General features: G+C 58.9%; 31 protein-coding genes. 12 read left to right on the top strand and 19 right to left on the bottom strand.

Going from position 1 to position 24,609, the window contains the following annotated elements; all coding sequences use genetic code 11:
- Positions 1-112 precede the first annotated feature (112 nt).
- On the top strand, positions 113-2,065 hold the full coding sequence (locus tag RDA78_RS16125) for a multiheme c-type cytochrome (RefSeq protein ID WP_434050842.1): 1,953 nt from the start codon (positions 113-115) through the stop codon (positions 2,063-2,065).
- Between the two features lie 137 nt (positions 2,066-2,202).
- Here the strand turns inward: RDA78_RS16125 and RDA78_RS16120 are convergent, their stop codons facing one another.
- The 14 genes from RDA78_RS16120 to RDA78_RS16055 all read right to left on the bottom strand — a co-directional run bounded on the left by RDA78_RS16120 (position 2,203) and on the right by RDA78_RS16055 (position 13,766).
- Positions 2,203-2,532, bottom strand: a complete 330-nt coding sequence (locus RDA78_RS16120) for a hypothetical protein (protein ID WP_434050841.1) — start codon at positions 2,530-2,532, stop codon at positions 2,203-2,205.
- The gene (locus RDA78_RS16115; protein WP_434050840.1) at positions 2,529-2,927 is read right to left on the bottom strand and encodes a hypothetical protein; all 399 of its coding nucleotides are present in this window, start codon (positions 2,925-2,927) and stop codon (positions 2,529-2,531) included. The genes RDA78_RS16120 and RDA78_RS16115 overlap by 4 nt, the downstream gene beginning before the upstream one ends.
- Complete coding sequence (locus RDA78_RS16110; RefSeq protein ID WP_434050839.1) at positions 2,927-3,841, bottom strand: glycoside hydrolase family protein; 915 nt, start codon at positions 3,839-3,841, stop codon at positions 2,927-2,929. Before RDA78_RS16110 ends, RDA78_RS16115 begins: the two co-directional genes overlap by 1 nt.
- Before the next feature lie 77 nt (positions 3,842-3,918).
- On the bottom strand, positions 3,919-4,380 hold the full coding sequence (locus RDA78_RS16105; RefSeq protein ID WP_434050838.1) for a hypothetical protein: 462 nt from the start codon (positions 4,378-4,380) through the stop codon (positions 3,919-3,921).
- A gap of 308 nt (positions 4,381-4,688) precedes the next feature.
- Positions 4,689-5,159, bottom strand: a complete 471-nt coding sequence (locus RDA78_RS16100; protein ID WP_434050837.1) for a hypothetical protein — start codon at positions 5,157-5,159, stop codon at positions 4,689-4,691.
- Positions 5,160-5,448: 289 nt separating this feature from the next.
- Positions 5,449-6,273, bottom strand: coding sequence for an ABC transporter permease (locus RDA78_RS16095; protein WP_434050836.1), 825 nt, complete (start codon positions 6,271-6,273; stop codon positions 5,449-5,451).
- A complete protein-coding gene (locus RDA78_RS16090; protein WP_434056158.1) occupies positions 6,266-7,033 on the bottom strand; it encodes an ABC transporter ATP-binding protein in 768 nt (255 codons plus the stop codon). Before RDA78_RS16090 ends, RDA78_RS16095 begins: the two co-directional genes overlap by 8 nt.
- Positions 7,034-7,127: 94 nt before the next feature.
- Positions 7,128-8,144: an ABC transporter substrate-binding protein gene (locus RDA78_RS16085; RefSeq protein WP_434050835.1), complete on the bottom strand. Its 1,017-nt coding sequence runs from the start codon at positions 8,142-8,144 to the stop codon at positions 7,128-7,130.
- A gap of 26 nt (positions 8,145-8,170) precedes the next feature.
- The gene (locus RDA78_RS16080; protein ID WP_434050834.1) at positions 8,171-8,851 is read right to left on the bottom strand and encodes a GntR family transcriptional regulator; all 681 of its coding nucleotides are present in this window, start codon (positions 8,849-8,851) and stop codon (positions 8,171-8,173) included.
- 128 nt (positions 8,852-8,979) lie between these two features.
- Positions 8,980-10,449: an aldehyde dehydrogenase gene (locus RDA78_RS16075; RefSeq protein ID WP_434050833.1), complete on the bottom strand. Its 1,470-nt coding sequence runs from the start codon at positions 10,447-10,449 to the stop codon at positions 8,980-8,982.
- 9 nt (positions 10,450-10,458) lie between these two features.
- On the bottom strand, positions 10,459-11,493 hold the full coding sequence (locus tag RDA78_RS16070; RefSeq protein WP_434050832.1) for an LLM class flavin-dependent oxidoreductase: 1,035 nt from the start codon (positions 11,491-11,493) through the stop codon (positions 10,459-10,461).
- Between the two features lie 2 nt (positions 11,494-11,495).
- On the bottom strand, positions 11,496-12,419 hold the full coding sequence (locus RDA78_RS16065; protein WP_434050831.1) for a flavin reductase family protein: 924 nt from the start codon (positions 12,417-12,419) through the stop codon (positions 11,496-11,498).
- Positions 12,416-13,195, bottom strand: coding sequence for an alpha/beta fold hydrolase (locus RDA78_RS16060; RefSeq protein ID WP_434050830.1), 780 nt, complete (start codon positions 13,193-13,195; stop codon positions 12,416-12,418). The genes RDA78_RS16065 and RDA78_RS16060 overlap by 4 nt, the downstream gene beginning before the upstream one ends.
- A complete protein-coding gene (locus RDA78_RS16055) occupies positions 13,167-13,766 on the bottom strand; it encodes an amino acid synthesis family protein (RefSeq protein ID WP_434050829.1) in 600 nt (199 codons plus the stop codon). Before RDA78_RS16055 ends, RDA78_RS16060 begins: the two co-directional genes overlap by 29 nt.
- Positions 13,767-13,882: 116 nt before the next feature.
- On the opposite strand from RDA78_RS16055, the gene RDA78_RS16050 reads away from it, so the two are divergent.
- On the top strand, positions 13,883-14,752 hold the full coding sequence (locus RDA78_RS16050) for a LysR family transcriptional regulator (RefSeq protein ID WP_434050828.1): 870 nt from the start codon (positions 13,883-13,885) through the stop codon (positions 14,750-14,752).
- A gap of 61 nt (positions 14,753-14,813) precedes the next feature.
- On the opposite strand, the gene RDA78_RS16045 is transcribed toward RDA78_RS16050, so the two are convergent.
- The 3 genes from RDA78_RS16045 to RDA78_RS16035 all read right to left on the bottom strand — a co-directional run bounded on the left by RDA78_RS16045 (position 14,814) and on the right by RDA78_RS16035 (position 15,909).
- The gene (locus RDA78_RS16045) at positions 14,814-15,194 is read right to left on the bottom strand and encodes a hypothetical protein (RefSeq protein ID WP_434050827.1); all 381 of its coding nucleotides are present in this window, start codon (positions 15,192-15,194) and stop codon (positions 14,814-14,816) included.
- Between the two features lie 88 nt (positions 15,195-15,282).
- Positions 15,283-15,474 carry a ribosome modulation factor gene (locus RDA78_RS16040; protein ID WP_434050826.1) on the bottom strand — a complete coding sequence of 64 codons (192 nt, stop codon included), beginning with the start codon at positions 15,472-15,474 and terminating at the stop codon, positions 15,283-15,285.
- Positions 15,475-15,636: 162 nt separating this feature from the next.
- Positions 15,637-15,909 carry a hypothetical protein gene (locus RDA78_RS16035; protein WP_434050825.1) on the bottom strand — a complete coding sequence of 91 codons (273 nt, stop codon included), beginning with the start codon at positions 15,907-15,909 and terminating at the stop codon, positions 15,637-15,639.
- On the opposite strand from RDA78_RS16035, the gene RDA78_RS16030 reads away from it, so the two are divergent.
- Positions 15,910-16,047 (top strand): hypothetical protein, encoded by a 138-nt coding sequence (locus RDA78_RS16030; RefSeq protein ID WP_434050824.1) that lies wholly within the window; start codon positions 15,910-15,912, stop codon positions 16,045-16,047. It begins immediately after the preceding gene.
- A gap of 5 nt (positions 16,048-16,052) precedes the next feature.
- Here the strand turns inward: RDA78_RS16030 and RDA78_RS16025 are convergent, their stop codons facing one another.
- The gene (locus tag RDA78_RS16025) at positions 16,053-16,457 is read right to left on the bottom strand and encodes a hypothetical protein (RefSeq protein ID WP_434050823.1); all 405 of its coding nucleotides are present in this window, start codon (positions 16,455-16,457) and stop codon (positions 16,053-16,055) included.
- 100 nt (positions 16,458-16,557) lie between these two features.
- On the opposite strand from RDA78_RS16025, the gene RDA78_RS16020 reads away from it, so the two are divergent.
- Both RDA78_RS16020 and RDA78_RS16015 read left to right on the top strand, forming a co-directional pair.
- Entirely contained in the window at positions 16,558-17,283 is a 726-nt protein-coding gene (locus RDA78_RS16020; protein ID WP_434050822.1) for a LexA family protein, read from the top strand.
- 179 nt (positions 17,284-17,462) lie between these two features.
- Complete coding sequence (locus RDA78_RS16015; protein ID WP_434050821.1) at positions 17,463-17,762, top strand: hypothetical protein; 300 nt, start codon at positions 17,463-17,465, stop codon at positions 17,760-17,762.
- Between the two features lie 54 nt (positions 17,763-17,816).
- On the opposite strand, the gene RDA78_RS16010 is transcribed toward RDA78_RS16015, so the two are convergent.
- Positions 17,817-18,584 (bottom strand): IclR family transcriptional regulator, encoded by a 768-nt coding sequence (locus RDA78_RS16010; protein WP_434050820.1) that lies wholly within the window; start codon positions 18,582-18,584, stop codon positions 17,817-17,819.
- 165 nt (positions 18,585-18,749) lie between these two features.
- Between RDA78_RS16010 and RDA78_RS16005 the strand changes: the two genes are divergently transcribed.
- From RDA78_RS16005 to RDA78_RS15975, 7 genes are all read left to right on the top strand, one after another.
- Positions 18,750-19,589 carry a cyclase family protein gene (locus RDA78_RS16005; RefSeq protein WP_306143040.1) on the top strand — a complete coding sequence of 280 codons (840 nt, stop codon included), beginning with the start codon at positions 18,750-18,752 and terminating at the stop codon, positions 19,587-19,589.
- Positions 19,590-19,651: 62 nt separating this feature from the next.
- Positions 19,652-19,999 (top strand): cupin domain-containing protein, encoded by a 348-nt coding sequence (locus RDA78_RS16000; protein WP_434050819.1) that lies wholly within the window; start codon positions 19,652-19,654, stop codon positions 19,997-19,999.
- Complete coding sequence (locus RDA78_RS15995) at positions 19,999-20,799, top strand: SDR family NAD(P)-dependent oxidoreductase (protein ID WP_434050818.1); 801 nt, start codon at positions 19,999-20,001, stop codon at positions 20,797-20,799. Before RDA78_RS16000 ends, RDA78_RS15995 begins: the two co-directional genes overlap by 1 nt.
- Before the next feature lie 3 nt (positions 20,800-20,802).
- Positions 20,803-21,726 carry a 3-hydroxyacyl-CoA dehydrogenase family protein gene (locus RDA78_RS15990; RefSeq protein ID WP_434050817.1) on the top strand — a complete coding sequence of 308 codons (924 nt, stop codon included), beginning with the start codon at positions 20,803-20,805 and terminating at the stop codon, positions 21,724-21,726.
- A gap of 42 nt (positions 21,727-21,768) precedes the next feature.
- Entirely contained in the window at positions 21,769-23,055 is a 1,287-nt protein-coding gene (locus RDA78_RS15985; RefSeq protein ID WP_434056157.1) for an ABC transporter substrate-binding protein, read from the top strand.
- Between the two features lie 64 nt (positions 23,056-23,119).
- Positions 23,120-23,848, top strand: a complete 729-nt coding sequence (locus tag RDA78_RS15980; RefSeq protein ID WP_434050816.1) for an ABC transporter ATP-binding protein — start codon at positions 23,120-23,122, stop codon at positions 23,846-23,848.
- On the top strand, positions 23,835-24,545 hold the full coding sequence (locus RDA78_RS15975; protein ID WP_434050815.1) for an ABC transporter ATP-binding protein: 711 nt from the start codon (positions 23,835-23,837) through the stop codon (positions 24,543-24,545). Before RDA78_RS15980 ends, RDA78_RS15975 begins: the two co-directional genes overlap by 14 nt.
- Positions 24,546-24,609 lie beyond the last annotated feature (64 nt).

The following is a 24,609-nucleotide window of genomic DNA, read 5'->3' as shown; positions in this document are numbered from 1 at the left end:
CCGCGACGATACCCGATGCCCTTAAGCGAGCAGGCAGGGTATTGGTCAAGCACCGTTCATTGACACGCGCTTTGTGCTGAATTGAACAACAGTCAGACCGGGATAAACGAATATGTTGGCATTCGTGCGCAGTGTCGCAATTCTTCTGACCCTCTCCGGGCTCTTTGGCTCAGCACAAGCACAAGCACGAGAAGACAATGCGCCCCAATTCGTTGGCACCGGATCATGCGCGCAATGCCACGAATCCGAGGTCAAGTCCTGGCAATCGTCGCACCACGCCCTGGCCTGGACAGAACCGAGCGACGAAACGGTTGACGGTGATTTTGACGGCTCCGAGTTCGTCCAGCTCGGCCGCACGAGCAGGTTCTTTCGCCAGGATGGTGCATTTTACATCGAGACCGATGACTTCAAGGATGGGACCACGACATTCCAGGTCATGGGCGTCGGGGGCATCGCGCCGCTGCAGCAATATCTGATTGAGACGGAACCGGGGCGATTGCAGTCTTTCGATGTTGTCTGGGATCAAATCAGGAAAGAATGGTATCATCTGTATCCGTCTCAGGAATTACCGCCGGAAGACGGCTTTCACTGGAGCGGTCCCTACAAGAACTGGAATGCACGTTGTGCAGAATGCCACTCCACGGATTTCCAGAAGAACTACAGCCTTCGCGACAGGAAATATCAAAGCGCGTGGAGTGAAATCGGTGTGGGTTGTGAAGCCTGCCACGGGCCGGGTGAAGCGCATTTGGCCTGGGCAAAACAGGAGACAGTCGGCGAGAGCCCTTTCCCGGGTGTCAATGAAAAAGGATTGTTGGTTGAATTTTCTCCCGACAACGCACAAACCGAGATACAGCAATGCGCCGCTTGCCACTCGCGACGAGAGCCGTTTCAAGCATCAAGCCCACTTCCCGGAACGCCTTTTCACGACGCCTACCGCTTGGCACTTCTGAGGGAAGGCCTCTACCACCCGGACGGTCAGATCCTGGACGAGGTCTATGTCTACGGCTCTTTTCTGCAGTCAAAAATGCATCAGAGCGGTGTGCGCTGTTCGGATTGTCACGAACCGCACAGCGGTCAATTGAGGGCCGAGGGCAACGCGATGTGCACGCAGTGTCACTCGCCCGCCGGAAACAGCGGGTTTCCGAGCCTGACGATGAAAAACTATGACGACCCGGCGCATCACTTCCACGAAACGGGATCCGAAGCTGCACAGTGTGTCAGCTGCCACATGATCGAGCGCACATATATGGGTATCGATGGCCGGCGCGATCACTCGTTCAGAGTTCCGAGGCCCGATGTTTCATCCAAGGCCGGAACCCCGAACGCCTGCACCGATTGTCATCAGGACAAGACCGCCGAATGGGCGGCCGAAGAACTTGAAGCCCGTTTTCCCGACAGTCGGCATAGGGATCCACACTTCGGCGAGGTGTTTGCTTCCGCACGCAAGGGGACCGCCGGGATTGGCGAGAACCTGTTGGCGATTGCAAATCAGCCAACCTATCCTGCAATCGTCCGTGCCACGGCGCTCGACCTCTTGATGCGCAATGCAGATCCGGCACTTGCCGAGCGCGCGGGAAACCTGCTGGGTGATCCGGACCCTTTGGTGCGAAGTGCAGCCGTCGCGACACAGCGCAATGCACTGCCTGAAACGGCCGCCCGGAACATTGCGCGCGCGCTCGATGATCCGGCGAAAGCCGTGCGTATCGCGGCGGCACGCCAGCTATTGACGCTTCCGCGCGGACAATCGTCCGCACTCTCTTCGGACCCGGCGCAGTCTGCCACGCGCGAATGGCAGCAGTCGCTTGCGGCAAAATCCGATTTTCCGGAAACCCACATGAGCCTCGGCGGCACCGCCTTGGCAATGCGAAATCCCCGCGCAGCAGTTTCCGCCTTTGAGGAAGTGACCCGGCTGGACCCGCAACTCGCAGAGGCCTGGGTGTTTCTTGTGCGGATACACCTTGCGCAGCAAAACCTCGCGGCTGCAGAATTCGCTCTCCAGAAGGGTTTGGTTCAAAACCCGGAAAACGAAGACCTGCTGACTTTGAAGAACCAGTTTTTCAGATAAATGCCGGCGGGTCTCCCACGCATTGGTGATGCTCCAATCGAGCCTTGCACGGACAGGGTTCGGCAAAAGAAACCGAAGGGAAACGACGGCTTTCCTGAAGCCGTCGACACAACGCGTGGAAGGTTCTCAGATACCGGTTATTCACCGGGCTTCCGGCGCCATAGCTCCAGCAACACCTTTCCGGAGCCCACGGGATCACGGGAAACCCTCAAGATGAAAACGGCAAGGTTGCGGCCCGTCATGGCAAGAATACCTGCCATTCCGAATGCCCAGCTGTCAGACATCGACAGGACTTCACGTAGCGGTTCGCCGAACACCATCGCGGCCATGAAGCCGACAAAGAAAGTCATGAGCCGGTCGCGAGGAGACAGGTCCTTTGGAAGAGCTGCCCCTATCACGGCGAAAATGGCAATGACGGCAACCTTTGTAAGCGGCATTGCGACGAACCAGTCAATAGCAATTTTCAACGCCGCCCCCTGATCGCGCTCGCGATTGCCTGGCTTGCAAGGGCGACACCGCCGGAACCAAAGATGGATGCAAAGATGAGATTCGCCTTCGGTTGGATACTGTCCGGCAGATCGGCAATGCCAAGCCGCACGTGAAACACGCCGGTCAGGGACGTGTCGATCAGCACAAGGGACCACCAGAACCCGAGCGGGAACACGAACAGGCCCCAGGCAACCCAGAAAATGCGGTACTTGCGCGCGTCCGAGCGGTCCAGGACAGCCGTTTCCGCGTACTTGTTCAGCGCATTCGCTCGAATGCCTTGCCGCTGTGTTTCGTTGTCGATTGCATGATCCACCGTATCGAAGATCCGGTTGAACGGACCTCCGAGAAAGATTTGTGCAATTTTTGCCAGCATCACGTGACCTCCCGGCCGGTTTTTGTATTGAACCGCCGCTGGATCACGTCCCGATAGCTCCAGGCGAAAAACACCAATGCCAGAACGGCCACCAGGGCCGCAACCCAGCCCCAGGGAAGTCCGGAAAAGAAAGCACCGAAACCGGACAGGAACGTCAGTCCCCCGCCCTTCCCGGCTGCGGTCTTGAGGGCGAGGCCGTCCCGGCGAAGCTGTGCCATCGTGGCCGGTCCAATGATGCCGTCGTTTTCAAGATGCGGATGCGTCTTCTGATAGGCTGTGACCGCTGCTTTCGTGTTCCTGCCCATCCAACCGTCGATTTCACCCGGATCGAAACCAAGACGTTTCAACGACGCTTGCGCATCCTTCAGGATCGGGTCCGGGTCAACAGGCTTTTGATCGGCGACACTATGTTGTGCGGTCCCGTTGATGCCGACATACTCACCCGTGGAAAACAGCTGAGCCTCTTCTTTCCGGCGACGGACCAGGCCCGGCAGTTTCCGCCCGCCAGCCGTGTTGTAGTTGTTTGCCCAATAGGCAGCAGCCGCCTTGCGTTGTCCGCTCTTCCAGAGCCTGGCAGCTTTCCACTTCATGAACCGTCCTCCGAGATTGAAGGTCGCCGAGACGGCCGCATCAAACTCGTGCTGCAATGCGTCTGGCGGCATTCCCGCGGCAACGGGCGGCTCAAACTCGTTTGCGAGCGCGGCTTTCAGGATCTTCCGGTTTTGCTCGCGTGTGATCGTGTCGCCTGGTTTCAGCGGACGGCCGTGCTTCCGGATCCAGTACTGCCGGAAGACATCGCTTCGATTTGTAAAGCCGGTGCCAATCGTCAGAACGTTCACAGGGTCAAAATACGCGCGCGCAACAAACCCCTCGTGCGCCTCGATGAAGGCCACACCCTTTTCACTGGTCTGCATTTGAATTCCTTTCAGGCGCACAAAAAAACCGCCTCAGGGGCGGTTCACTTGTCACACTCTGCTGTTGATTTGTTTGTTTAGGTGCTCGCAACAGCTTCCAACTGTGCGGCATAGTCAGCCGGTATCGGGCTTATGGCTTCCAGTTCATCCGATTTGGCACGTATCGCCTTGACCGTGGTCCAAAGCGCTTGCATGGCCGTTTCTTCGGCTTCTTCTTCTGGTGTCAACGTGCCGCCAGTTTGAACCTTGCGGATGAGTTCAGAGCCGCGCGCGATGTAATTCCGCTGTTGCCAGTCCGGCGCAAGGGACAGGATCAGCCGGGAAGCCGCCGCCTTGACGCCTTCCACCGTCCCCGCCGGCGGGCTTTCCGTCGCGGTTTGACCATCAATATAGAGGTCGGCAATCAGCCACCCTTGGTCATTGTGAAACGAAAACCCGCCTTGGGCCGCAACATGCGCGTCCGCGTCGGCCTGATTGTCGAAGTCCATAAACTTCGTGACGCGGTTGTTTTCAACCGAAACAATAGCGAGATAATCCATCACCTGTACCTCAGATGTGCATTGCCAGCGACACCGGTATTTGTGCCGTCGCCAGTGATGCGGACACGATCAATCCGTTCAGTGAGATTTTTCCGGCCGAACCCGTAAAGCGCACCGGCCGTGGCACGCTTTCCGCTCAATTCAGCCACCCAGGATTTGCCCCCAGTCCCGAGTGCCGACAGTTTGAGCACGAAACTGACCGCGACTGCCGGGTCAGCCCCGTTTTGCGATGGCGATCAATCCGTCCAGCCCGAGGTTTTTCATGATCGGGCCGATCTCAGAGGCATCTATGGCTACAATCGTCGCCATCACTCCGTCTCCCCTGAAAAGGCGACATAAAGTGGATAGTGCTCCTTGATATAGTCCTTGGCCTGTTCGGTTTTCAAAGACGTTAACTTTCCTTCCTCCATGCGAATCGCCAACCATATCGCAACGATCAGGTTGCTGTCGTCGAAGGGAAACAGTGCTTTCATCAGGTACCACCGCTCAAACGCAATAAATGTGTCGTGTGCCTCAATCGGATTTTGCTCCCAGAATTCATCCTGGTGGGGTTCCAGATCGTGCTCTTCCGCGTAGTCACGAAACCAGATTTTTTTCCGCAGTGCCTCATGCAGTTCTTCGTCGGCGAAGATCAGATCAACCATCTGCACCACGTTTTCATAAGGCATCTTCACGCCGCGATAGCGCTTGTTCCCGGCAAAAAAGGCCCTTCCCTCTTCCGTCTTTTCAAACGCCTCCAGCTCTTCCCGCCAGCCGGTGATATCGTCAAAATCTGCCATTGCTTTTGTTCCTGTTCATTCGCCGCACTATGTTCATGAATTGTTCCGAAGCGCAACCTTTGCGCGAAAGCCTTTCAAGGCAGCGCGCGCACGCACACGGCCGTCAACGCGGCTTAAAGCGCAATTTCCCAATGTACTGGAATAGCGGCACTTTTAGCCGCGTTTTGACGAACTGTCCACGAAGGGCTCAGATCTCAAACACTGTTTCAGACAGTGTGCCCTTAAAGTCCGTTTTGTGTCAGCACCTTATCTCGGGTTGACTGCTTGGCGTTTTGAGGCGGATTCCAGGTCATACCCGCCATCCGAGCAGCCGCTTTTCCAGAAGACCGATCAGAGCGCTGACGAGAACGCCCAGCAGCGACAGGATCACAACCCCTGCGAAAAGACGTTCCAGATCATAAAGCGAGCCGGCCTCGAGGATATACGCCCCGATGCCGTATTCAGCACCGAGCATCTCCGCTGCCACCAAGAGGATGATGGCAATCGCGAGGCTGATGCGCAGGCCGGAGAGAATGCCTGGCATGGCGCCGGGCAAAACGATCTTGCGCACGATCGAGGACCAGGAAAGACCGAAGCTCTGGCCCATGCGGATCAGTGACCGGTCGACATTGTCGACCGCGCCATAGGTCGCGACCACCGTCGGTGTGAAGGTGCCGAAGGCGATCAGAGCGTATTTCGAGCCCTCGTCGATCCCGAACCAGATCACGAAAAGCGGCAGAAGCGCGATCTTCGGGATCGGAAAAATCGCTGCGACCAAAGGCACCAGTCCGGCGCGGACATAGGAAAACAGTCCGATCAGAACCCCGATCGCGATCCCGGTGCTTGCGCCGAGAGCTGCGCCGATCACGAGGCGTGTCAGGGAGGGTTGGAGGTGTTTGAAGAGAAGACCGCTCTCCCAAAGCTGGACGAAAGTTGCCAGCACATCGGTCGGCTTGGGGAGTGTCAGAGCGGAAATCCAGCCGCTCTCGGTGCCCCACTGGATCAGCCCGATCAGCACAATGAAGACGGCAACGCCCACCCAGCGGAGCGATCTCGGTGCAAAGCCGCCGCCGCGGAACCGGACCTCGATCGGCGTGTCCTGCTCCCGGCTTTTCCCGGTCTCCGTTTCAGCCATCGATCAGTTCCTCATCGGCTGCGCGCGCCTCCTCACGCATGAGGTCCCAGAGAAGGTCGTGTTTGGTCTGGCAGACGGGGTCGCCCGCTCGGCGTTCGCCGATCGGCGTATCGATCCTGACAATCTCGCGGATCCGGCCTGGCCGGCGCGACAGCACCACGATCGTGTGCCCGAGCCGCACCGCTTCGGCCAGGTTGTGGGTGACGTAGACGGCGGTGAAGGGCTGGCGGGTCCAGAGCGCCACAAGGTCGTCCATAAGCAATTCACGCGTCTGCGCATCGAGCGCCGACAGGGGCTCGTCCATCAGCATCACCGCCGGGTTGACCGCCAGCGCGCGCGCGATCGCAACCCTCTGCTTCATGCCGCCCGACAGCTGTTTCGGAAGCGCGTCCGCGAAATCGGCGAGTTTCGTGCGCTTCAGGACATCGTCGATGATTGCCTTGGACCGCTTGCCCCGAATGCCATGATCCTCCAGGACCAGCGATATGTTGCCCTTGACGGAGCGCCAGGGCAGCAAGGCAAAATCCTGGAACACGAATGTCAGTGGATTGAGGCTGTCGGCAGGGGGCGCGCCAAGCTGGAGCACCCGCCCGCCACTAGGCCGCTCGAGCCCTCCGATCAGCCGCAGAAGCGTCGACTTCCCGCACCCCGAAGGACCGACAAGGCAAACGATCTGCCCTGTCGGGATCTCCAGCGAAATGTCGCGCAACACTTCGGTATCGCCATAGGAATGGCAAATGCCGTCCAGCCTGATATCCATGCCCATGGGATCGCCGCCCGTTCGCATTCCGTTGATGACGGTGGCGGCCGCCACGGTATGCCGCGACAGCCCCCTCCGTCGTTCCGCCTCGCGCCTAGCCTTCGTAGGTTTCCACGTAGCTGGCGTCCACAAGGGTGTCGAGCGTGATGTCCTTGCCGACGAGGTCTTCGGACTGGAACCACTCCAGTTGATCCTTGAGCGAGGCCACGTTCAGACGTGATCCTTCGTTGATCCGCATCGTTCCGTTGATGATGGATGGGGCCGCCTTTTCGCGCGGACGGTCGGTGTAGACGTATTGGTGGATCAGATCGACCATCTCGTTCACGCCGGCATCGCCGCCTGCCTTGTCGATCATCGTGGAATTGTAGTCGCCGACACCCTTGCCGAACCCCGCCAGGAAATCTTCCGTCTGACCGCGTTCGTCGGAGGCATTCTTGGCTGACGTAAAGACGGTCGTCACCTGGTAACCCGGCAGATAATCCGAGATGTTGCCGATGATACGCACCGCGCCGGACCCGGCGAGCGGCTTGGCGATATGGGGAACGATCGACCAGGCATCGATCTGGCCGGACTTCAGCGCCCCGATGATCGCTCCGACCTTCTGCAGCGGCTTGAAGGACATGTCGACACCCTCGGCCTGTGCAACTTTGGAGCCCATGTAATGGAAGGACGACCCGGCCGTCGACATGCCGAATGTCTTGCCACCAAGCTGCGCCGGCGACGTCAATCCCGCCTTGTGGGCCGCATCGGACGCCAGGATTTTTTGCCCGTCAATGCCGTCCTCCTCGCTGAGAGCACCACCGATCACCTTGATCGCGCCCTTGTCCGCCAGTGAAATCAGGCCACCGGAAACGGCCGTTACGGCGTAATCCACGTCACCGGAGGCAATCGCCACGGCCATCGGCTGCGCCGCCTGAAAGAACTTCAGTTCCACATCGAGGCCTGCATCGGCAAAATAACCGCGTTCAACCGCAATGAAGCTGCCGGAATGCGATGTGAAACGCAGCGCGCCCACGACGATTTTCCTGTTCTGCGCAATCGCCGGTGCCGCCAGCGTCGTCGCTGCGGCGGCCCCGATCAGGCCAAGGGTCTGGCGTCTGTTGAATCTCATGGTCTGGTCCTCCCATACTGTTTCATTCAAGTTGTTCTTTGTCCTGCGCCGAGATCGGCGCGAATGTCATCTTCAAGCAGCGCAAGCGCTGTCTCTTCATCCCTTCCGAGCACGGCATTTTGCAGCTTTTCCATCCGCCTTGCGCGCGCTGTAAAGTCGATCCGTCCTTCCCGCAGAAGCGCAAGACGGAAGCGCCGCGACTGATTGTAGAATTTTCCGGCCATTTGAATAAGCCGCCGCGACCCGCAGGCGGACAAAAGCGTTTCGGACACCGCACGGCAGGCCTCGTCCCACTCCAGAGCCGATAAGTCATCCGGGCGCTCGAGGACTGAAGCTTCCGCACGGCTGAGCGCATGAAACGCGGCGACCACCCGCGACTCCCAGGTAACGTCTCCCCGCTCCATCGCCCGTTTCAACCCCAGTTTCTCGGTTTGAAGCCGCATCAGCAGAATGTCTTCCAGATCTTCCTGTGTCGCTGACATGACCCGGAAACCGCGCTGGCTGGTCGCTTCGACCAACCCTTCAGCCGTCAGCATCCGCAAGGTTTCGCGCATTGAATGATTGGAGCCGCCATAGGCCTGGCGAAGCGCCTCAATCTTGAGCTTCTCGTCTGGCGGCAGAACGCCGAACGAGATGTCGCGGCGGATCGCGGAGGCAAGCATCGCCACAACCGTCTCGTCATCCTTGTCGCGTCCACCGAAAAGCATTTTGTGCCTCGATTTGAAAAAAGTTGGATATTTTTCCGATAACCGACAAAGCACTGTCAAGTGCACCAGCACATGACACCGTCGCCGCACGCGATGCAAATTAAGGTTTCGACAGAATGGAGCCCGGTTCAGCGCATGACGAACGGATTGCTCATGGGCGCTTCCGACATGTTGATCCAGGTCGTTTTCGTGCGTGTGTAGTCGAGGATTGCCTCTAGCCCTGCTTCCCGTCCATAGCCGGACTGGTTGAACCCGCCGAAGGGCGCGATCGGAGACACGGCCCGATAAGTGTTCACCCAACAGATCCCGGCCTTCAATTGCGACGAAACGCGATGGGCACGCGCGACATTCTGCGTGAAGACGCCCGAACCGAGGCCGTAAGGTGTGTCATTCGCAAGAGCGATGGCCTCTTCCTCCGTGTCAAAAGGCAGGAGCGACATGACCGGTCCGAACATCTCCACATGAAGTGTCGCCGTCTCCGGCGTGCTGCACTCCACAAGCGTCGGAGCCATGTAGTTGCCGGGCCGGTCGAGCGGCTCGCCGCCAAAACGGATTTGGGCCCCCTGGCCCCTCGCCGTGTCCAGCGTTGCCTTGATCCGCTCGACCTGCGCGCCCGTGCAAAGCGGCCCGACATGTGTCGCCGCCGCGAGCGGGTCACCCACCACGATGCCTTCGGATTTTTCAGCAATGCGCCTTGCCAGCTCTTCAAAGACAGGCCGCTGAACAAGGCCCCGCGTCCCGGCGACGCAGCTTTGCCCCGATGCGCCGAAATTCCCGGCGATCAGACCATTTGCGGCCCCTTCAAGATCCGCATCCTCAAACACGAGGATCGGAGATTTACCGCCAAGTTCGAGCGTGGTCACAGCGAAATTCTCTGCCGAATTGCGCACCACGTGCCGCGCGGTCTCCGGCCCGCCGGTAAACGCGATCCTGTCGACATGCCTGTGCCGCGTGAGCGGAATAGCGCAGTTCTCTGCATCACCTGTGATCACCGAGACGACACCTGCCGGAAACCCCGCTTCCTCGATAAGCCGGGCGAATTCCAGCATCGGTGCCGGCGCGATCTCCGAGGCCTTCAGAACAACGGCACACCCCGCCGCCAGCGCAGGGCCAAGCTTCGTTGCCGTCAGGAACATCTGCGCGTTCCACGGCACGATCGCGGCAACGACGCCGATAGGCGCACGCTGCGTGAAGACATGCATGTCCGGTTTGTCGATCGGCAGAACCTGGCCCTCGATCTTGTCCGCCAGCCCTGCGTAATACCGATAGTAATCGCCGACATATCCGGTCTGGCTGGCGGTCTCGGCAAGCAGTTTGCCGCTGTCCGTTGTCTCGATCTCCCCAAGCTTCGCCGCATTTGCTTCGATCAACTCCGCCAGCCGATAAAGCAATTTGCCACGCGCGGTCTGGGTCATGTCCCGCCATGAAGGGTCCTCAAGTACCCGCCGGGCAGCGGCAACCGCCCGGTCGACATCGTCCGCAGAAGCGCAGGCAAAGGTCGCCCAGTCTTTTCCCGTTGCCGGATTTTGCGACGACATCACCTGACCGTTGCTGCCCTCGGTCCAGACGCCGTCGATGAAAAGCTGATAATGCTGCATCTTATTCCCTCAGCTGAAAGCCGGCATGACGTCATCGATGAACCGGCTGAGAGACGCTCGCTTGCGCTCCGCGCTCATGCCGCTGTCTATCCAGAATGAAAACTCATCATAGCCCAGATCCTCGTAGCGTTTGATCCGGTCGATCACCTCATCGGCCGTGCCGATCGTGAGGTCCCTTGCAAGGTTCTCCGGCGCCATCATCCGGTTTCCGGCGATTTCCTCTTCCGAAAGCTCGGCAATCAACCCTTGCGAGACGGGCCGCTTGTTCTGGAACCAGGCACCGAAATAACAATAGAAACGGGAAAGCTCCTGGGTGGCGAGATACACGTCATCGCCGTCGGCGCCGACATAGGTGTGATGCAGAAGCATGATTTTTGGCCTCGGCCCATCATATGTGGCACAGGCATCGTTGAACCGCCCCATCAGCGTCTCCACCTCGTCATGCCCCTGCCAGAGCGGGGTGACCTGGATATTGAAGCCTTGATGCACACCGAACTCGTGGCTGTTCGGGTCCCTGGCTGCAATCCAGATGGGGGGCCCATCTTCCTGGACCGGTTTTGGCGAAGAGGTGGAATCGGGAAAGTTGAAGAATTCGCCGTCATGCGCGTGATCGCCCTGCCAGAGTTTCCGCAGGAGAGGCGTCGTTTCCCGCATTCTCTGCCCTGCCTCCCACGCGTCCATTCCGGGCATCATCCGTTCGTACTCATAGGAATAGGCACCCCGCGCAATTCCCAGTTCGATCCGCCCGCCGGTCATCAGATCGGCAGCTGCGGCCTCGCCTGCAAGCTTGATCGGGTGCCAGAACGGGGCAACGATCGTGCCGGTGCCCAGGCGGACATTCTTTGTGTGGTGTGCGAGATCCACGAGTGACAGAAACGGGTTGGGGGCGATGGTGAATTCCATGCCGTGGTGTTCGCCGGTCCAGATCGCGCGCATCCCGCCCTCATCCGCCATTTTGCAAAGCGAGAGGAAGTCTTCGTAAAGCTTGGCGTGCGGTTCCTCCGGAGACAGCCGCTCCATATGCGCAAAAAGGGAAAACTCCATGGTCAGGCCCTTGCCTGGATCTGGTGCGTCTCGCCCGAGACGGCATCGCCCAGATAGAGATTGAAATTGCGTGTCCGGGCTTCTTCGGCGAACCGCTCCAGCATGTGCGCGGTTGCTGCCGAACGGAATGTCAGGCCCGATAGCTCTGAGAACGGGATGTTTTCATAACCTGCCGTTGAAGCAACGTTCGTCGCCTGTGCGCGCAGGTAGGCAAAATGAATGCCCTGGGACTGGTCATCGAAGACGGAGTAGACCGGCCCGAGTTCAACATCCATTCCCAAACCCTGCAGCTCATCGCGAAGACAGTCCCTGAGCGATGTCCTGTCCGGGGCGACGCATTCCGGCAACCTGTATCCCTCCGGCGACGGCTTGAGCAGCACGCCACCATTGGCCTCGACCAGGGCGCCACAGATGTTCGTTCTGGCTCCGGGATCTCGCGCCTTGTGTTCCAGACCGAGACTGAAGAACCGTCCACCCGCGTAGCCCAGCCCGCGTCCCTCACTTTGCGAGAAGTCCATAACCTCACCGATCAGGATCGCATGATCACCCGCCGGCATGACCTGGTGGGTCCGGCATGAGAAAGACGCAACGGCCCCTTCGATAACCGGAACACCCGAGGCGTCGATGGCGTGGCCCACACGCGAAAACCGGTCGCCCTTGTAACCGGCGAACACGTTGGCAATGTCTTCCTGTCCCTCGCTCAGCACACTGACGGCAAACCTCTCACACGCGTTGAAAGCCTTGAAACTCGTGAGGAATTTTCCGGGACAGACAAGCAGCAGCGGCGGCGTCAGGGACACGGATGAAAACGAATTGGCTGTGAACCCGACGGGCCGGCCCGTTTCATCGAGGCATGTGACGACTGTAACGCCGGTCATGAACTGCCCGAAGGCGTCCCTGAGAGCGCGCGGCTCGATCTTTTTCATTCCTGGCACCTCTTAGCAAACGCGAGCAAGGCCCGGTTGACCTCTTCCGGATGTGTCATCGGCATCATGTGCGCAGCGTCTTCGACAACCATCGCCTTGCCGCTTGGCACAAGCGCGGCCATGGCGCGGCTCATTTCAGGCGTGGAGTTCTCTTCCCTGCTACCCGTCATGAAAAGTGCCGGGCAAGACAGGGTCCTCAGCGCGTTCTCATCCGGCCCGTCTTCGCCGGCAAAGACGGAGTAGGCTGCCTTGTATCCGGGTGGATCCACGGATGTCAGCCAGTCGCGACAGGCCGACCGCTCCGGGCTCGGCGCGTCGCCGAACCATCGTGCGAGCGTCGCAGCCGGATCGGAAACGCTTTTCCCATCGAGTGCGGCAGCGCGTTCTTTCACCGCTGCACGGGCGGCACTGCTTCGTTTGAAAATCGCATTGAGGGCCACCACCCCTTTCACTTTGCCGGAATAGCGGTTGGCGAGATCGAGCGCGATCATCGCGCCCATGGAGTGCCCTACGACCACGGCCGGTCGATCAAGCAGTTTCGCGATGCAGTCACCGAAATCCTGCAAACCCGCAGAACCAGGCAATGCAGCACTGGCGGAATGTCCCGGAAGGTCAGGTGCCAGAATTTCGTAATGCAGGCTCAGGTCGGCAATCTGCGCATTCCACGCCTCCGCCCGCAGACCGACGCCATGAATGAGCAAAATGCGCGGACCCGCGCCTGAGGTTACGACGGCAAGGCCGTTGACGTCAGACCGCGGCCGGGTTGTCCAGGTCATGGCCCATCTCTTCCAGATCCTGATACCTGTCGCCGATCCGGTGAAACGGCCGGCCGCTCGTGGCCCCGCCAAGCACCACGACGATTTCGTCGGCGCGCGGAGCATCGGGAATGGCAAACTGGATGGTCAGATAGTGAGACCGGCGACCGGCGTCATTCTTGTCCATCAACGGCACCATGATCGGTGCATTGGCGGGGCCACGCGTGTTGGTGAACGCCAGGTAGGACTTTGCGCCAACCGCATGCCGGTAGTGGTTGCCGAACCGAAGGGTGTGGATCAGGCCGGATGCGTGTTCCACCTCGCCGTCCAGCCCGACCACGGCGGCCTTGCCATAGGCCTCGATCGCGTCGCCGCTGCCTGCCTGCTTGATCATTCTCTCGGTCATGAGTTCGCCGAGGACCGGACCGAAACTCCGGATTTCCGGACGAAGGTCCTCGACGTAGCGGCCAGCCCACGGGTTTTGCACCACGGCTGCCACGGCAAACATCCGCCATGGAACATCCGTCTTACGAAAGCCTTCGATGAAGACTTCCTCGTCAAAGGTCACGATTTTCCTGATCTCAGGATCCATTCCGTCCTCCGAAATCCCCTCCCGGTGTCTCAGGCCAGTATCGAGTGCCTTGACTTTACGAACAAACGAATGATTTTCAGTCTCATGTATTAGTCAGACTAATGGGTAACTTGATCATGGCGCCGGCTTTGCCACCCCTGAATTGGTTTCGCGCGTTCGAGGCCGCTGCCAGAAACCTCAGTTTCACGTCAGCCGCCGGCGAAATCGGCATGACACAGTCAGCCGTGAGCCAGCAGGTCAAATCGCTGGAAATGCGCCTCGGCGTCCCGCTTTTCGACCGCAAGGCGCGCGGCCTTGCCCTAACCGACCACGGCCGCCGGCTGCTCCCCCAGGTGGACAGTGCGCTGGCCACCTTGACCGGAGCCACTGCCGCCTTCGTCGCCGATCAGGCCTCCGACCTTCTGACGGTTTCAGCTTCGATCAGCGTTATTCAGTGGGTCATTGCCCCGAGGCTTCCGGACTTCACCGAAAAGCATCCTGATGTCGCGCTTCGCCTGATCGGCGCTGTCTGGCCGGACGAATTCACACAGACGGCAGCCGATGTCGAAATTCGGTTCGGATCCCGCAAACAGGCCGGTTCCGACGCCGAACTGCTGGGCACAGACAAACTGGTTGCCCTGAAATCTCCGGCTCTGCAAGGGGACTTCGAACACATGCCTTTGATCGAGGCAGTCGGAACCTCGGACGGCTGGAAACCCTGGGCGCTGGCAGCCGGAGTCTCACCGCTATCGCCAAGCCTTTTTGTGGATTCCTATGGACCGGCGCTGCAAATGGCCATCCACGGGAACGGTGTCTGCCTTGTCCATGAACATCTGGCGATCGCGCCCCATCGGCAGGGCCTGATCGAATTCGCGCACAAGGCCACGCTAACAGCAAACGAAAGTTACTATCTCTCTATCAAATCGAAGACCGAGGCGGCAGTTGCGTTCCGAGACTGGATTGTCGCATCTGTCGCCAAGGCCGATACTTCGGGCACTTTCGACTGAGCGCAGAACCTTCTTCCGGAAAGCGCATAAACCTTCCTGGTAGAATCAAGAACCGGCTAAGTCAGTCGGTCACCGCAAGTTTCCGCGCAAGTTCGTTCAAGACCACGCGGTTCCGGCTCGTTACGGTGGATCTTTTCCATCCGTATGTGTCGCAGATGCTGCTGAAGCGCCCACCTCCTGCCTTGCACAGAACCTCGAACTGCAATGCACGCCGGCTGTCCGGGTCATCAACGAGGGCAAACCAGGTAAGCGCCTCCTCCGCCAGCGAAATCTGCCGCGGCTCAAAGGTCCTTTTGCGCCGGGCGATTTTGCGCTGGTATTCAGGCCACGCGGACAAAATGGACCTGGGACCGTCACCCTTGGCCGTGCAGGCAACAACGACCATCGCTTCCACCAGCCGCGACATGATCTCCTCGGCATCCAGGGAAAAGGACCCGCTCATCTCGGCTGCCTTTCCAACAACCCGTAAGCGGAAAGGACAGGTTTCCGGTCTCTCGCAGGCACGCGAAGAAGGCAACGCTGCAGATCGTTTAGTGCTCTGGAAGTGGCCGTTGCTCCGCGCTTCGGTCCTTCTGCTGTGCCTGCTGATAACCCTGCATCCAGAACGTGAAATAATCCGCTTCGCGCGGATAGGGATTGTCGGTCTGCGACTTTCCCTTTCCATAGGCCTGAAAGCCCCGTTCGAACGCATGGACCTGCGCCTTTGTCTGATAAACACTCATTTGCCCCACCAAAGATCGGCGGCTTTTGTCCGATTATACCGCCCTGCCTGAGTCCCCGTCCGGATCCGCGCACCAAGTTTGGTGCGCCTTGCCACATTCCATCCACACATCTTCTGATTGCCGATGAAAGTGTAATCAACCCTCCCCTCATAACAAGCACTCTCACGCCACTTTCCCCGTTAAAATTGTTGATACGGACAGATCCAACTCATACGCGAGAAGCACCGCCAGTGTGATTGTCGGCGCACTCGGATTGATTTCCTTGGCGCGTTCGAGCATTTCGTCGAGCTTGAGCAGGTCGAATTGCGCAACAAAGGCCGGATGCCCAACGAGATCGGGCTTGTTCAACACCAGCCATGAGACGGCGGAAAGAACTTGTGAAGACCAGTTGCCGCGGTTGGCCGGTGTATTGATCAGGCCGAAAACCAGGCGCAAATGTCCCGGTCCGTGCTTTCTCAGCAAGGTCTGGCACGTCCGGCGCGCCTTGCACTGGTTTCGCCCGTCAATGCGCCTGTCCGGAGCTACGAAATGAACGCCGAATTCGGCAGCGAGCCTGTCCAGGAGACCGCCTGACGCCATCAGCAACCCTCCGGTGTTTTGATCTTCTTCCCCTGAAGTGCGGCGAAAGAAGCCTCTGCCCTTTCCCGGGTGCCAAGGCTCAAATGTTTATGTTTTGTTCTCATTACCTCGCCCACACGCGGATTGCAGGAAGAGCGTTCACCGCCTTTTATGGCGCAGCCTCTACCTTGTTTTCCCGAGTGATCAATCGACCTCATCTGCGACTTCAGGTTTTTCAGTTCGAGCGTCAGCAATCGTGTCCTCGCCTTTTCCAGTGCATACGCATCTTCCAGGCGCGCACTCGGTCTTTCTGCGCGCAGACGGAAATGAGCCACGCGATCCCTTGCCTCTTCAATTTGATCCTTGAGTCCATCCACCAAGCCTACCCTTTCCAGCTCTGAATCAACTGACTTCAGCGTTGCCAAAACGCAATTCAAGTTTGTACGTATTTAGCGTACACTTGTCAACGCAAATTTCATACGGTAAAAGAGAAGCCAATCCTCTAGAGATCACGGCACCAACGACATGAACCAGTCCGAGACAACGCTGCGCGACAAGCTCCAGCAACTGAAGGAAAGATCAGGCCTGTCTCTCCGGGCAATCGCCAGAGAAATGGGATATTCGCAGGCGTCATCAATCCAGCGCTATTTCTCTGCCGACTATCCGGAAACAGGCCTTCCCGCGAATTTCATCAGCAAACTCCTGGCAGCCCTGCCCGGAAAAGGCGATCCGGCCATTACACGCGAAGACATCCTCGCCCTGGCAGACGGTTCAGTTGCGGAAATCCAGAAAAAGGTTCCGGATCTGCCGAAGTCCGGCGTCCCGATTGTCGGTGAAGTTGCCGCCGGCCTTTGGATGGAGGCAGCGCTTTTCGAAACTGAAAATGCTTCGGAATCAACAATATCTTATGATGTTCGCTTCCCTCCGCAAGCCCAGTTCATTGTCAGGGTTCGCGGCGAATCCCTAAACAGGATCGCGGGCAACGGCGATCTGCTTTTGTGCGTCGACTATCTCGCCGCCGGTATTGAATTGAAGGAAAATGACCTTGTCCTCGTCGAACGCTCAAGGGACGAGGGCATGACCATCGAACGCACAGCCAAACGCCTCATAAACGTGAACGGCCAGTCCGAACTCATGCCGGAGTCCGACGACCCGAGATTCCAGGACACCATTGTCTATCGCGAGGGCGATGCCGACCATACCGAGGTCAAGATCAAGGCAAAAATCGTCATGGTGTTCAAACCCCTCTGACGCTTGAACCGCATGGTAACTCGCAGATCGCACCAACGTTTCAATCCCGCGCATCGGCATGTTTTTTGTACGCATAAACGTACAAGGAAAACAAATCTTCTTGATTTGTACGCATTTTGCGTATAATCTCATGTGAAATGTAAGGGAGGAACTTCGTGCGACCCAACCTGGATAGAACAATGTTCTCGGTCATCTGCGAAATCGAGACGTGCCTGTACACGCCGGAACTTGAGCTGGCAGACATGCGCAAACACAAACTCGTTGATGACATCAGAAACGGACAACTCGAACGGGTCAGGGCCGTTCTGGAATTCAACGCCGTGGAGGGTTGGTGCAACGACATCACCGAGGATGTAATGAGCGAAGCCTTCCCGGACCCGCAGGACCTGTGGTCCGATACCAGGGAAGACTGGTCCGACTATCGCGCCGAACGCATCGAGAACCGGCGCGCAGGCGTGTCTGCACGTGTGGCTGCGTGAAACTGGGCCGGCTTGAGGGAGGGCGCGCACCGGCAATCGCGCCTTCAAGACGTTTCAGACCAGCTTGAGCACAGCCGTGCGCGCTTCGGAAAGCTGCTCCGCCAGGCTTTCCTTCAAGGTGCCAAATCGATGCGAAGGAACCGGAACCGAGATTGCATAAGTCAGTCCGACCGGATCCTGAAAGGCAAAACCCGCGGCCGAGATCCCCTGGGTATGCTCATCAAGATCCCACGCTATTCCCGCCTCCCGAATATCTTCAATCTCTCTCAGAAAGTCGGACAGGGGTCGCTGACTTTCTCCGCCACTCTTCAGCTCCCGGCTGGCGATTGCGACAACGCGATCGTCTTCAAACAACGACAGGGCCGCTTTGCCGTTTGCCGTATCGGTCATGGGAAACACCTCTCCGACCGCCGAAACCGTCCGCAGTCGATGTGTGCCCACAACCTGGTCCAGAAACACCATGTGATCGTCGCGGAAAACCGCAAGGTCGACGGTCTCCTTCATGCGCCTTGCAAGATCTGTCAGGACCGGATGAACCAGTTCTGCCATGTTCACGCGCCCGGCTGCCGCCAGCGATTGAATTTCTGAACCGAGGCGGAGCCCGCCTTCGGCCGAAGATGACATGACGAGACGCTCGGAAAGAAGCGCGTTGACGATCCGCTGTACCGTAGAACGGGGCAGTTGTACGCGTTCTGCAATCTGCCCCAGACTGAGACCACTGTTGTCGTTTTTCAGAACGCGCAGAATTTCAGCCGCGCGCGATATGACTTGCACGCCCTGATTTGATTGGGCTTTTTTCTCGGATTCCATCGCCAAAACCATTGCTTGCCCTCTTTGACCGGACGCTGGATTCGCTTTTTTGCACAGCGCTGAATGCAGCATATAGGTCAAAATTTTTGCCGTGTCGAGATTTCGACTTGACCACATTACGATGCATCTGTACCGTTTAGCAATACAGTGATACGCTGACTGACGGGAGGAACGCATATGTCAGTGACTATTCGCGGCATCGAGTTTCAGGACAATCTGAACAACGATATGGGCGTCGAATTCTACAACCTGTCCCACCGCTACGGCTTCCAGTGCCCGAACTGGCCCTATTTCCAGGACGTCCAGATCGACCGGAAGCACTACATGGCCAAGTCCGGCGTGCTCTCGCAGACGATCACGACGACGATGCATGTCACGACGCACATTGATGCGCCGGCTCACGTGGTCCAGGGCACGCCGTTCATCGACGAGGTCCCTCTGCCCCACTTCTTCGGATCTGGTCTTGTTGTCTCCGTTCCAAAACAGAAATGGGAACAGATCACGGCCGACGATCTCGAAAAGGCCTGCGGCCACGCCATTCGCAAGAATGACGTCCTGATTATCAACACCGGCTGGCACAAACAGTATGAAGACGGCGATTATTTCGCCTACTGCCCCGGCCTCGTGCCGTCTGCCGCTGACTGGATGGTTGAAAAGGGTGTCAAGGTCGTCGGTCACGACACCCAGGCAAACGATCACCCGCTGGCAACCGCGATCGGGCCCCAGCGCAACGGTCCGATCCTGCCGCATCTGGAAGCGGAATATCTGGAATGGTCCGGCGGGCGCGATTGGAAAGACGACTTCCCGGAGTGGGAACCGGTCCACAACACCCTCTTTTCCAACGGCATCCTCGGGATTGAAAACGTCGGTGGAGATCTTGATGCCGTGACCGGGAAACGCTGCACCTTCGCGTTCTTTCCCTGGAACTGGGACCGCGGCGACGGCTGCATCATTCGCCTCGTTGCCATGATCGACCGCGGTCAGCAGTACCGCATCGAACCGGGTGAAGACTTCTGATCCCTTGAAAATGCGAACCGCCGCGCGGCGGCGGTTCCGTATGCAGCGTCTGGGAGGAAGCGATGCATGTGAAGCGTTTTGAAGACGCACAGCCTTACGAGGCACCCAATCACCGCGGCGTGGTCGGCCTGCGCCTGCAAGGCTTTGAAGACGGCGGGCCTCAAAACCAGTGGATCGGCCTGAGCCAGTTTCTTCCGGGAGGCGGTGCCGGACCGGACTCGACCCCGTTCGAAAAGGTATATGTCGTTCTCGAAGGCGAAATGACCGTAGAAACCGGCGGGACAACCACCGTCTTGAAAAAATACGACAGCTGCACGATCGCCCCCGACGAGCTGCGCACGATCGAAAACCGGTCAAACCACACCTGCACCATGCTTGTCGTCATTCCTTATCCGCCGGAGACAAACTGATGGCTGACGTCTGGACCCATCCGCTCGAACTGTTCGACATCAAGGGCAAGGTCGCACTTGTCACCGGAGCAACCGGCGCATTCGGCGCTGTCGCCGCAAATGCACTCGCTGGCGCCGGCTGCGATCTCATCTTGGCCGCAGGAAACAGCGAAGCGCTTGAGAAAATCGCCGAGCAATGCCGCGAGAAAGGCGCGGCCGTCGAAACGGTCAACAAGCGCCCGTCAAATGCGGAAACCTGCGAAGAGATGGTTGAGAACTGTGTCAGGCATCACGGCTCTCTCGACATCCTGGTCGTCGCCTCCGGCATGAACAAGGTCGCCAAGATCAATGACATGGCACCGGAAGACTTCTCCAGTGTCATGGAAGCCAATGTCACCCAGTCCTGGCTGCTCGCCCGCGCGGCAACCGCGCAGATGATGAAGCAGCCTCTCGGTGGAAAGATCGTGCTGGTGTCATCGGCCCGGGGACTTCTCGGTCATCCGGCGGGTTACACCGCCTATTGCGCCTCCAAGGCAGCGGTCGACGGCATTACCAAGGCGCTCGGCTGTGAACTGGGAGCTGACAACATCACCGTCAATGCCATTGCACCCACGGTTTTCCGGTCTCCCCTGACTGCGTGGATGTTCGAGGATGACGAACTCGCGAAGGGGTTCCGGGACGGCTTTTTGGCGCGGGTGCCAAAAGGACGGCTCGGTGAGCCGGAAGACCTGATCGGCCCGCTCCTGTTCCTGTCCTCGCAAGCGTCCAACTTCTACACCGGACACATTCTCTACGCCGATGGCGGCTACACGGCAGGTTAGGCGATGAACGGGACCAGAAACATCGCAGTCCTTGGAGCCGGTCTGATGGGCCACGGTATCGCGCTGTCATTCGCGCGGGCAGGTCATCAGGTCCGGGTCTACGATGCCTTTCAGAACAGTCTGGACACCTTGCACGAAAGGGTGCGCGCGAGCCTCGCATCGCTTGGCGCCGATGACGCTGAAATCGCGTTGTCTGTCGCCCGTATCGCGCCGGTCTCCGACTTGCCCGACAGCGTTCGGGATGCCGACTTCGTCTTCGAGGCCGCCCCTGAAAAACCGGAATTGAAGCGCGCCCTCTTTGCCGAAGCCGAACGCCATGCTCCGGCAGACTGCATCTTTGCATCAAACACCTCGGTGATCCCGATCACCACAATCATGTCGGAGCTGGGCGAACGTTCGCGGGCGCTCGGAACCCATTGGTGGAACCCGCCGCATATGATCCCGCTGGTCGAGGTCATCCGGACCGAATGGACCTCCGAAGCGGTCGTGAATGCAGCGATGGAGCTCCTGGCCTCGGTCGGCAAGACACCGGTGCGTGTCGAAAAGGATGTTGCCGGTTTCATCGGCAACCGGCTGCAGCACGCGATGTGGCGCGAGGCGATCAATCTCGTTGAAAAGGGGGTTTGCACCGCCGCCGACGTCGACACTGTGGTGAATACAAGTTTTGGCCGACGCCTGTCGGTGCTCGGTCCGCTGGCGAACGCGGATCTGGTCGGCACTGACCTGACCCTCGACATCCATGAAAACGTTTTGGCCGATCTCGACAATCGGCCCGCACCTTCTCCTTATCTGCGCGCTCTTGTGGAGGCAGGAAAGCTCGGAATGAAGTCTGGTGAAGGTTTTCGGAGTTGGACACCAGAGGAAGCGGACCAGCTCCGCCTGCGTGTTTCAACTCACTTGCGCAAGCTGGACACCATCTTGGAGTGAAGCAGCCTGCGACCATGTAAAGCGCATCCGGGAGGATAGATGATGACGCTCATTGGAAAGAAACTGGGCATTACGCGCCGAGGCTTCATTGCCGGTGCAACAGCGGGACTGGCAGCACCTGCCATCCTGACCAGGACCCGGGCATATGCAGCCGATCCTGTGATTAAAATCGGCCACGTGAGTCCGCGTACCGGTCCCCTGGCAGGGTTCGCCGAAGCGGACGATTATGTGCTTGCCGGAATTCAAAAGGCCCTTGCAGGCGGCGTTGAAAACAACAACAGGTCCTACAAGGTCGAGATCATCTCCAAGGACAGCCAGTCCAATCCGAACCGGGCGGCCGAAGTCGCTTCGGAACTGATCCTGAGCGACGAAGTCGATATTCTGGTCGGGGCGTCCACGCCCGACACCACGAACCCGATCTCCGACCAGGCGGAGCTCAACGAAGTCCCCTGCATCACCACCGATTGCCCGTGGCAGCCCTACTTCTTCGGCCGCAACGGCGACCCGGCCCAGGGCTTCGACTACACCTATCACTTCTTCTGGGGACTGGAAGACGTCATCAAGGCCTTTCTGGCACTCTGGGAGGAAGCCGGGGTCGAGCGAAAGGTTGGCGGACTGTTTCCCAACGACGCGGATGGGAACGCCTGGGGCGACGACAAGGTCGGCTTCCCCCCTGCCCTTGTCGGCAGCGGTTTCGAACTGACCGATCCGGGCCGTTACCAGCCCCTGACAGACGATTTTTCCACGCAGATCTCGGCCTTCAAGGAAGCCGGATGCGAGATTGTCACGGGCAACATGATCCCGCCCGACTTTGCAACCTTCTGGTCCCAGTCGGCCCAGCAGGGTTTCCAGCCCAAGGTGGTCACCATCGGAAAGGCGCTCCTGTTCCCGTCGGTCATTGAGTCCCTCGGTGATCGCGGTGACGGACTGACCTCTGAAATCTGGTGGACGCCGGAACATCCGTTCTCGTCCTCGCTGACCGGCGAAAGCGCCAGGCAGCTGGCAGACGGATACGTCGCCTCTTCCGGGCGCCCCTGGACCCAGCCTATCGGCTTCAAGCATGCGCTTTTCGAAGTGACAACCGATGTCATCAAGCGAACCGCAGACCTCGAAGACCCGAATGCGATCCTCGAAGCCATTCAGGCGACGGATCTTCCGACGGTGGTTGGACACGTCAACTGGGGTTTCGGCCCGGTGAAGAACGTTTCCAAGACACCGCTGGTCGCGGGCCAGTGGCAGAAGGGCGCCAATGGCATGGAACTGGTCATTACGTCAAATCACAGCGCGCCGGAGATCCCCACAACCGGCAAGCTGAAACTGCTGGCGTAATGCCCCATCGGCGCACGGCTTCACCGCCGTGCGCCCAGGTTTTCTCCCCCCGCAAGAGGTGCCGATGGCCCCCGTTCTCGAACTCAAGGACCTGTCCAAATCCTACGGTGCAATCACCGTGGCCGATCAGTTGTCCTATCGGCTCGATCAAGGCGAAGCTCTTGGGGTCATCGGGCCCAATGGTGCCGGCAAGACCTCCATGTTCAACCTGATCACGGGAACTGTGCGGGCCGACAGCGGGCAGATATTTTTCAGCGAAGAAGACATAACCCGGCACTCGGCCGCACGAAGATGCAGACAGGGCATCGCCCGCTCTTTCCAGATCCCGCAGCCGTTTTCAGGCATGACCGTATTCGAAAACGTCCTTGTCGCGGCAACGCACGGCGCCAAACTGCCTGCACAAAAGGCCGACCGGCATTGCCTTGAAATGCTTCACCTCACGGGACTGATCGACAAGTCCAACGATGTGTCAGGCTCCCTGACCTTGCTCGGCCGCAAGCGCCTGGAACTGGCCCGTGCACTGTGCGCGCAGCCGAAACTGCTGCTGCTGGATGAGATTGCCGGCGGCCTGACCGAGAACGAATGTCACTCGCTGGTCGAAACCATCAACACGATCCGGGCGACTGGCATTTCGATCATCTGGATCGAGCACATCGTTCATGCACTTCTGTCGGTTGTTGACCGTCTGATCGTGATCGATTTCGGCCGGAAAATCGCCGAGGGCGATCCGAAGGAGACGATGGCAAGCCGGGAGGTGCAGGAAATCTACATGGGAGTGGATGCCGATGCCTGACGCCCTCCTTGCCACGCATGCGCTCACGGCGCACTACGGCGACTTCCAGGCCCTGTTCAACGTCGATATCAACGTTCGGCCCGGCGAAGTCGTTGCCATCATCGGCGCGAACGGCGCGGGCAAGACGACACTCATGCGGTCCATCACCGGTCTTTTAACCAACGGGCCGGGCATGGTCACGTTCAACGGTTCCGAGATTGGTGCGATGCGCGCAGATCAGGTGGCCAGAACCGGCATCGCCATGGTGCCGGAGGGCAGACAGCTTTTTCAGTCGCTCTCCGTGGAGGAAAATCTGGTCATCGGCGGACAGATGGGACGCAAGGGCGCATGGGACCTGGAGAAGGTCTATGCGCTCTTCCCGGTCCTGAAGGAAAGACGTCTGGTCCAGGCAACCGCACTTTCCGGCGGCCAGCAACAGATGGTCGCCATCGGACGCGCGCTCATGTCCAACCCGGAACTCATCCTGTTCGACGAGATCAGTCTGGGTCTTGCACCGATCATTATCAAGTCGATCTACGACGCCCTGCCCGGCATCATCGGCCAGGGCATGAGCGCCGTCATTGTGGAACAGGATATCGCCAAGGCACTGAGTGTCGCGGGCCGGGTCTATTGCATGCAGGAAGGCAGGATCTCGCTTGAAGGGCGTTCGGACGAACTGACCCGCGAGCAGATCAGTGCTGCCTATTTCGGGGTGTAGACAATGAACGGCCGAACCAGACGACCGCGCTGGAAACGCGCATTCCCAAAAATCGGAACGGACG

Source organism: Roseibium sp., assembly GCF_051016195.1.
GTDB lineage: Bacteria > Pseudomonadota > Alphaproteobacteria > Rhizobiales > Stappiaceae > Roseibium.
Note: the sequence above shows the minus strand (reverse complement) of the source record. Positions and strands in the feature narration are given on the sequence as shown.

Bases quoted from the DNA above. Each gene is read 5' to 3' on its own strand.
- RDA78_RS16125 (WP_434050842.1), top strand. From the start codon at position 113: ATGTTGGCATTCGTGCGCAGTGTCGCAATTCTTCTGACCCTCTCCGGG.
- RDA78_RS16115 (WP_434050840.1), bottom strand. From the start codon at position 2,927: ATGCTGGCAAAAATTGCACAAATCTTTCTCGGAGGTCCGTTCAACCGG.
- RDA78_RS16110 (WP_434050839.1), bottom strand. From the start codon at position 3,841: ATGCAGACCAGTGAAAAGGGTGTGGCCTTCATCGAGGCGCACGAGGGG.
- RDA78_RS16105 (WP_434050838.1), bottom strand. From the start codon at position 4,380: ATGGATTATCTCGCTATTGTTTCGGTTGAAAACAACCGCGTCACGAAG.
- RDA78_RS16100 (WP_434050837.1), bottom strand. From the start codon at position 5,159: ATGGCAGATTTTGACGATATCACCGGCTGGCGGGAAGAGCTGGAGGCG.
- RDA78_RS16095 (WP_434050836.1), bottom strand. From the start codon at position 6,273: ATGGCTGAAACGGAGACCGGGAAAAGCCGGGAGCAGGACACGCCGATC.
- RDA78_RS16090 (WP_434056158.1), bottom strand. From the start codon at position 7,033: ATGGATATCAGGCTGGACGGCATTTGCCATTCCTATGGCGATACCGAA.
- RDA78_RS16085 (WP_434050835.1), bottom strand. From the start codon at position 8,144: ATGAGATTCAACAGACGCCAGACCCTTGGCCTGATCGGGGCCGCCGCA.
- RDA78_RS16080 (WP_434050834.1), bottom strand. From the start codon at position 8,851: ATGCTTTTCGGTGGACGCGACAAGGATGACGAGACGGTTGTGGCGATG.
- RDA78_RS16075 (WP_434050833.1), bottom strand. From the start codon at position 10,449: ATGCAGCATTATCAGCTTTTCATCGACGGCGTCTGGACCGAGGGCAGC.
- RDA78_RS16070 (WP_434050832.1), bottom strand. From the start codon at position 11,493: ATGGAGTTTTCCCTTTTTGCGCATATGGAGCGGCTGTCTCCGGAGGAA.
- RDA78_RS16065 (WP_434050831.1), bottom strand. From the start codon at position 12,419: ATGAAAAAGATCGAGCCGCGCGCTCTCAGGGACGCCTTCGGGCAGTTC.
- RDA78_RS16060 (WP_434050830.1), bottom strand. From the start codon at position 13,195: ATGACCTGGACAACCCGGCCGCGGTCTGACGTCAACGGCCTTGCCGTC.
- RDA78_RS16055 (WP_434050829.1), bottom strand. From the start codon at position 13,766: ATGGATCCTGAGATCAGGAAAATCGTGACCTTTGACGAGGAAGTCTTC.
- RDA78_RS16050 (WP_434050828.1), top strand. From the start codon at position 13,883: ATGGCGCCGGCTTTGCCACCCCTGAATTGGTTTCGCGCGTTCGAGGCC.
- RDA78_RS16045 (WP_434050827.1), bottom strand. From the start codon at position 15,194: ATGAGCGGGTCCTTTTCCCTGGATGCCGAGGAGATCATGTCGCGGCTG.
- RDA78_RS16040 (WP_434050826.1), bottom strand. From the start codon at position 15,474: ATGAGTGTTTATCAGACAAAGGCGCAGGTCCATGCGTTCGAACGGGGC.
- RDA78_RS16030 (WP_434050824.1), top strand. From the start codon at position 15,910: ATGTCCCGGTCCGTGCTTTCTCAGCAAGGTCTGGCACGTCCGGCGCGC.
- RDA78_RS16020 (WP_434050822.1), top strand. From the start codon at position 16,558: ATGAACCAGTCCGAGACAACGCTGCGCGACAAGCTCCAGCAACTGAAG.
- RDA78_RS16015 (WP_434050821.1), top strand. From the start codon at position 17,463: ATGTTCTCGGTCATCTGCGAAATCGAGACGTGCCTGTACACGCCGGAA.
- RDA78_RS16010 (WP_434050820.1), bottom strand. From the start codon at position 18,584: ATGGTTTTGGCGATGGAATCCGAGAAAAAAGCCCAATCAAATCAGGGC.
- RDA78_RS16005 (WP_306143040.1), top strand. From the start codon at position 18,750: ATGTCAGTGACTATTCGCGGCATCGAGTTTCAGGACAATCTGAACAAC.
- RDA78_RS16000 (WP_434050819.1), top strand. From the start codon at position 19,652: ATGCATGTGAAGCGTTTTGAAGACGCACAGCCTTACGAGGCACCCAAT.
- RDA78_RS15995 (WP_434050818.1), top strand. From the start codon at position 19,999: ATGGCTGACGTCTGGACCCATCCGCTCGAACTGTTCGACATCAAGGGC.
- RDA78_RS15990 (WP_434050817.1), top strand. From the start codon at position 20,803: ATGAACGGGACCAGAAACATCGCAGTCCTTGGAGCCGGTCTGATGGGC.
- RDA78_RS15985 (WP_434056157.1), top strand. From the start codon at position 21,769: ATGACGCTCATTGGAAAGAAACTGGGCATTACGCGCCGAGGCTTCATT.
- RDA78_RS15980 (WP_434050816.1), top strand. From the start codon at position 23,120: ATGGCCCCCGTTCTCGAACTCAAGGACCTGTCCAAATCCTACGGTGCA.
- RDA78_RS15975 (WP_434050815.1), top strand. From the start codon at position 23,835: ATGCCGATGCCTGACGCCCTCCTTGCCACGCATGCGCTCACGGCGCAC.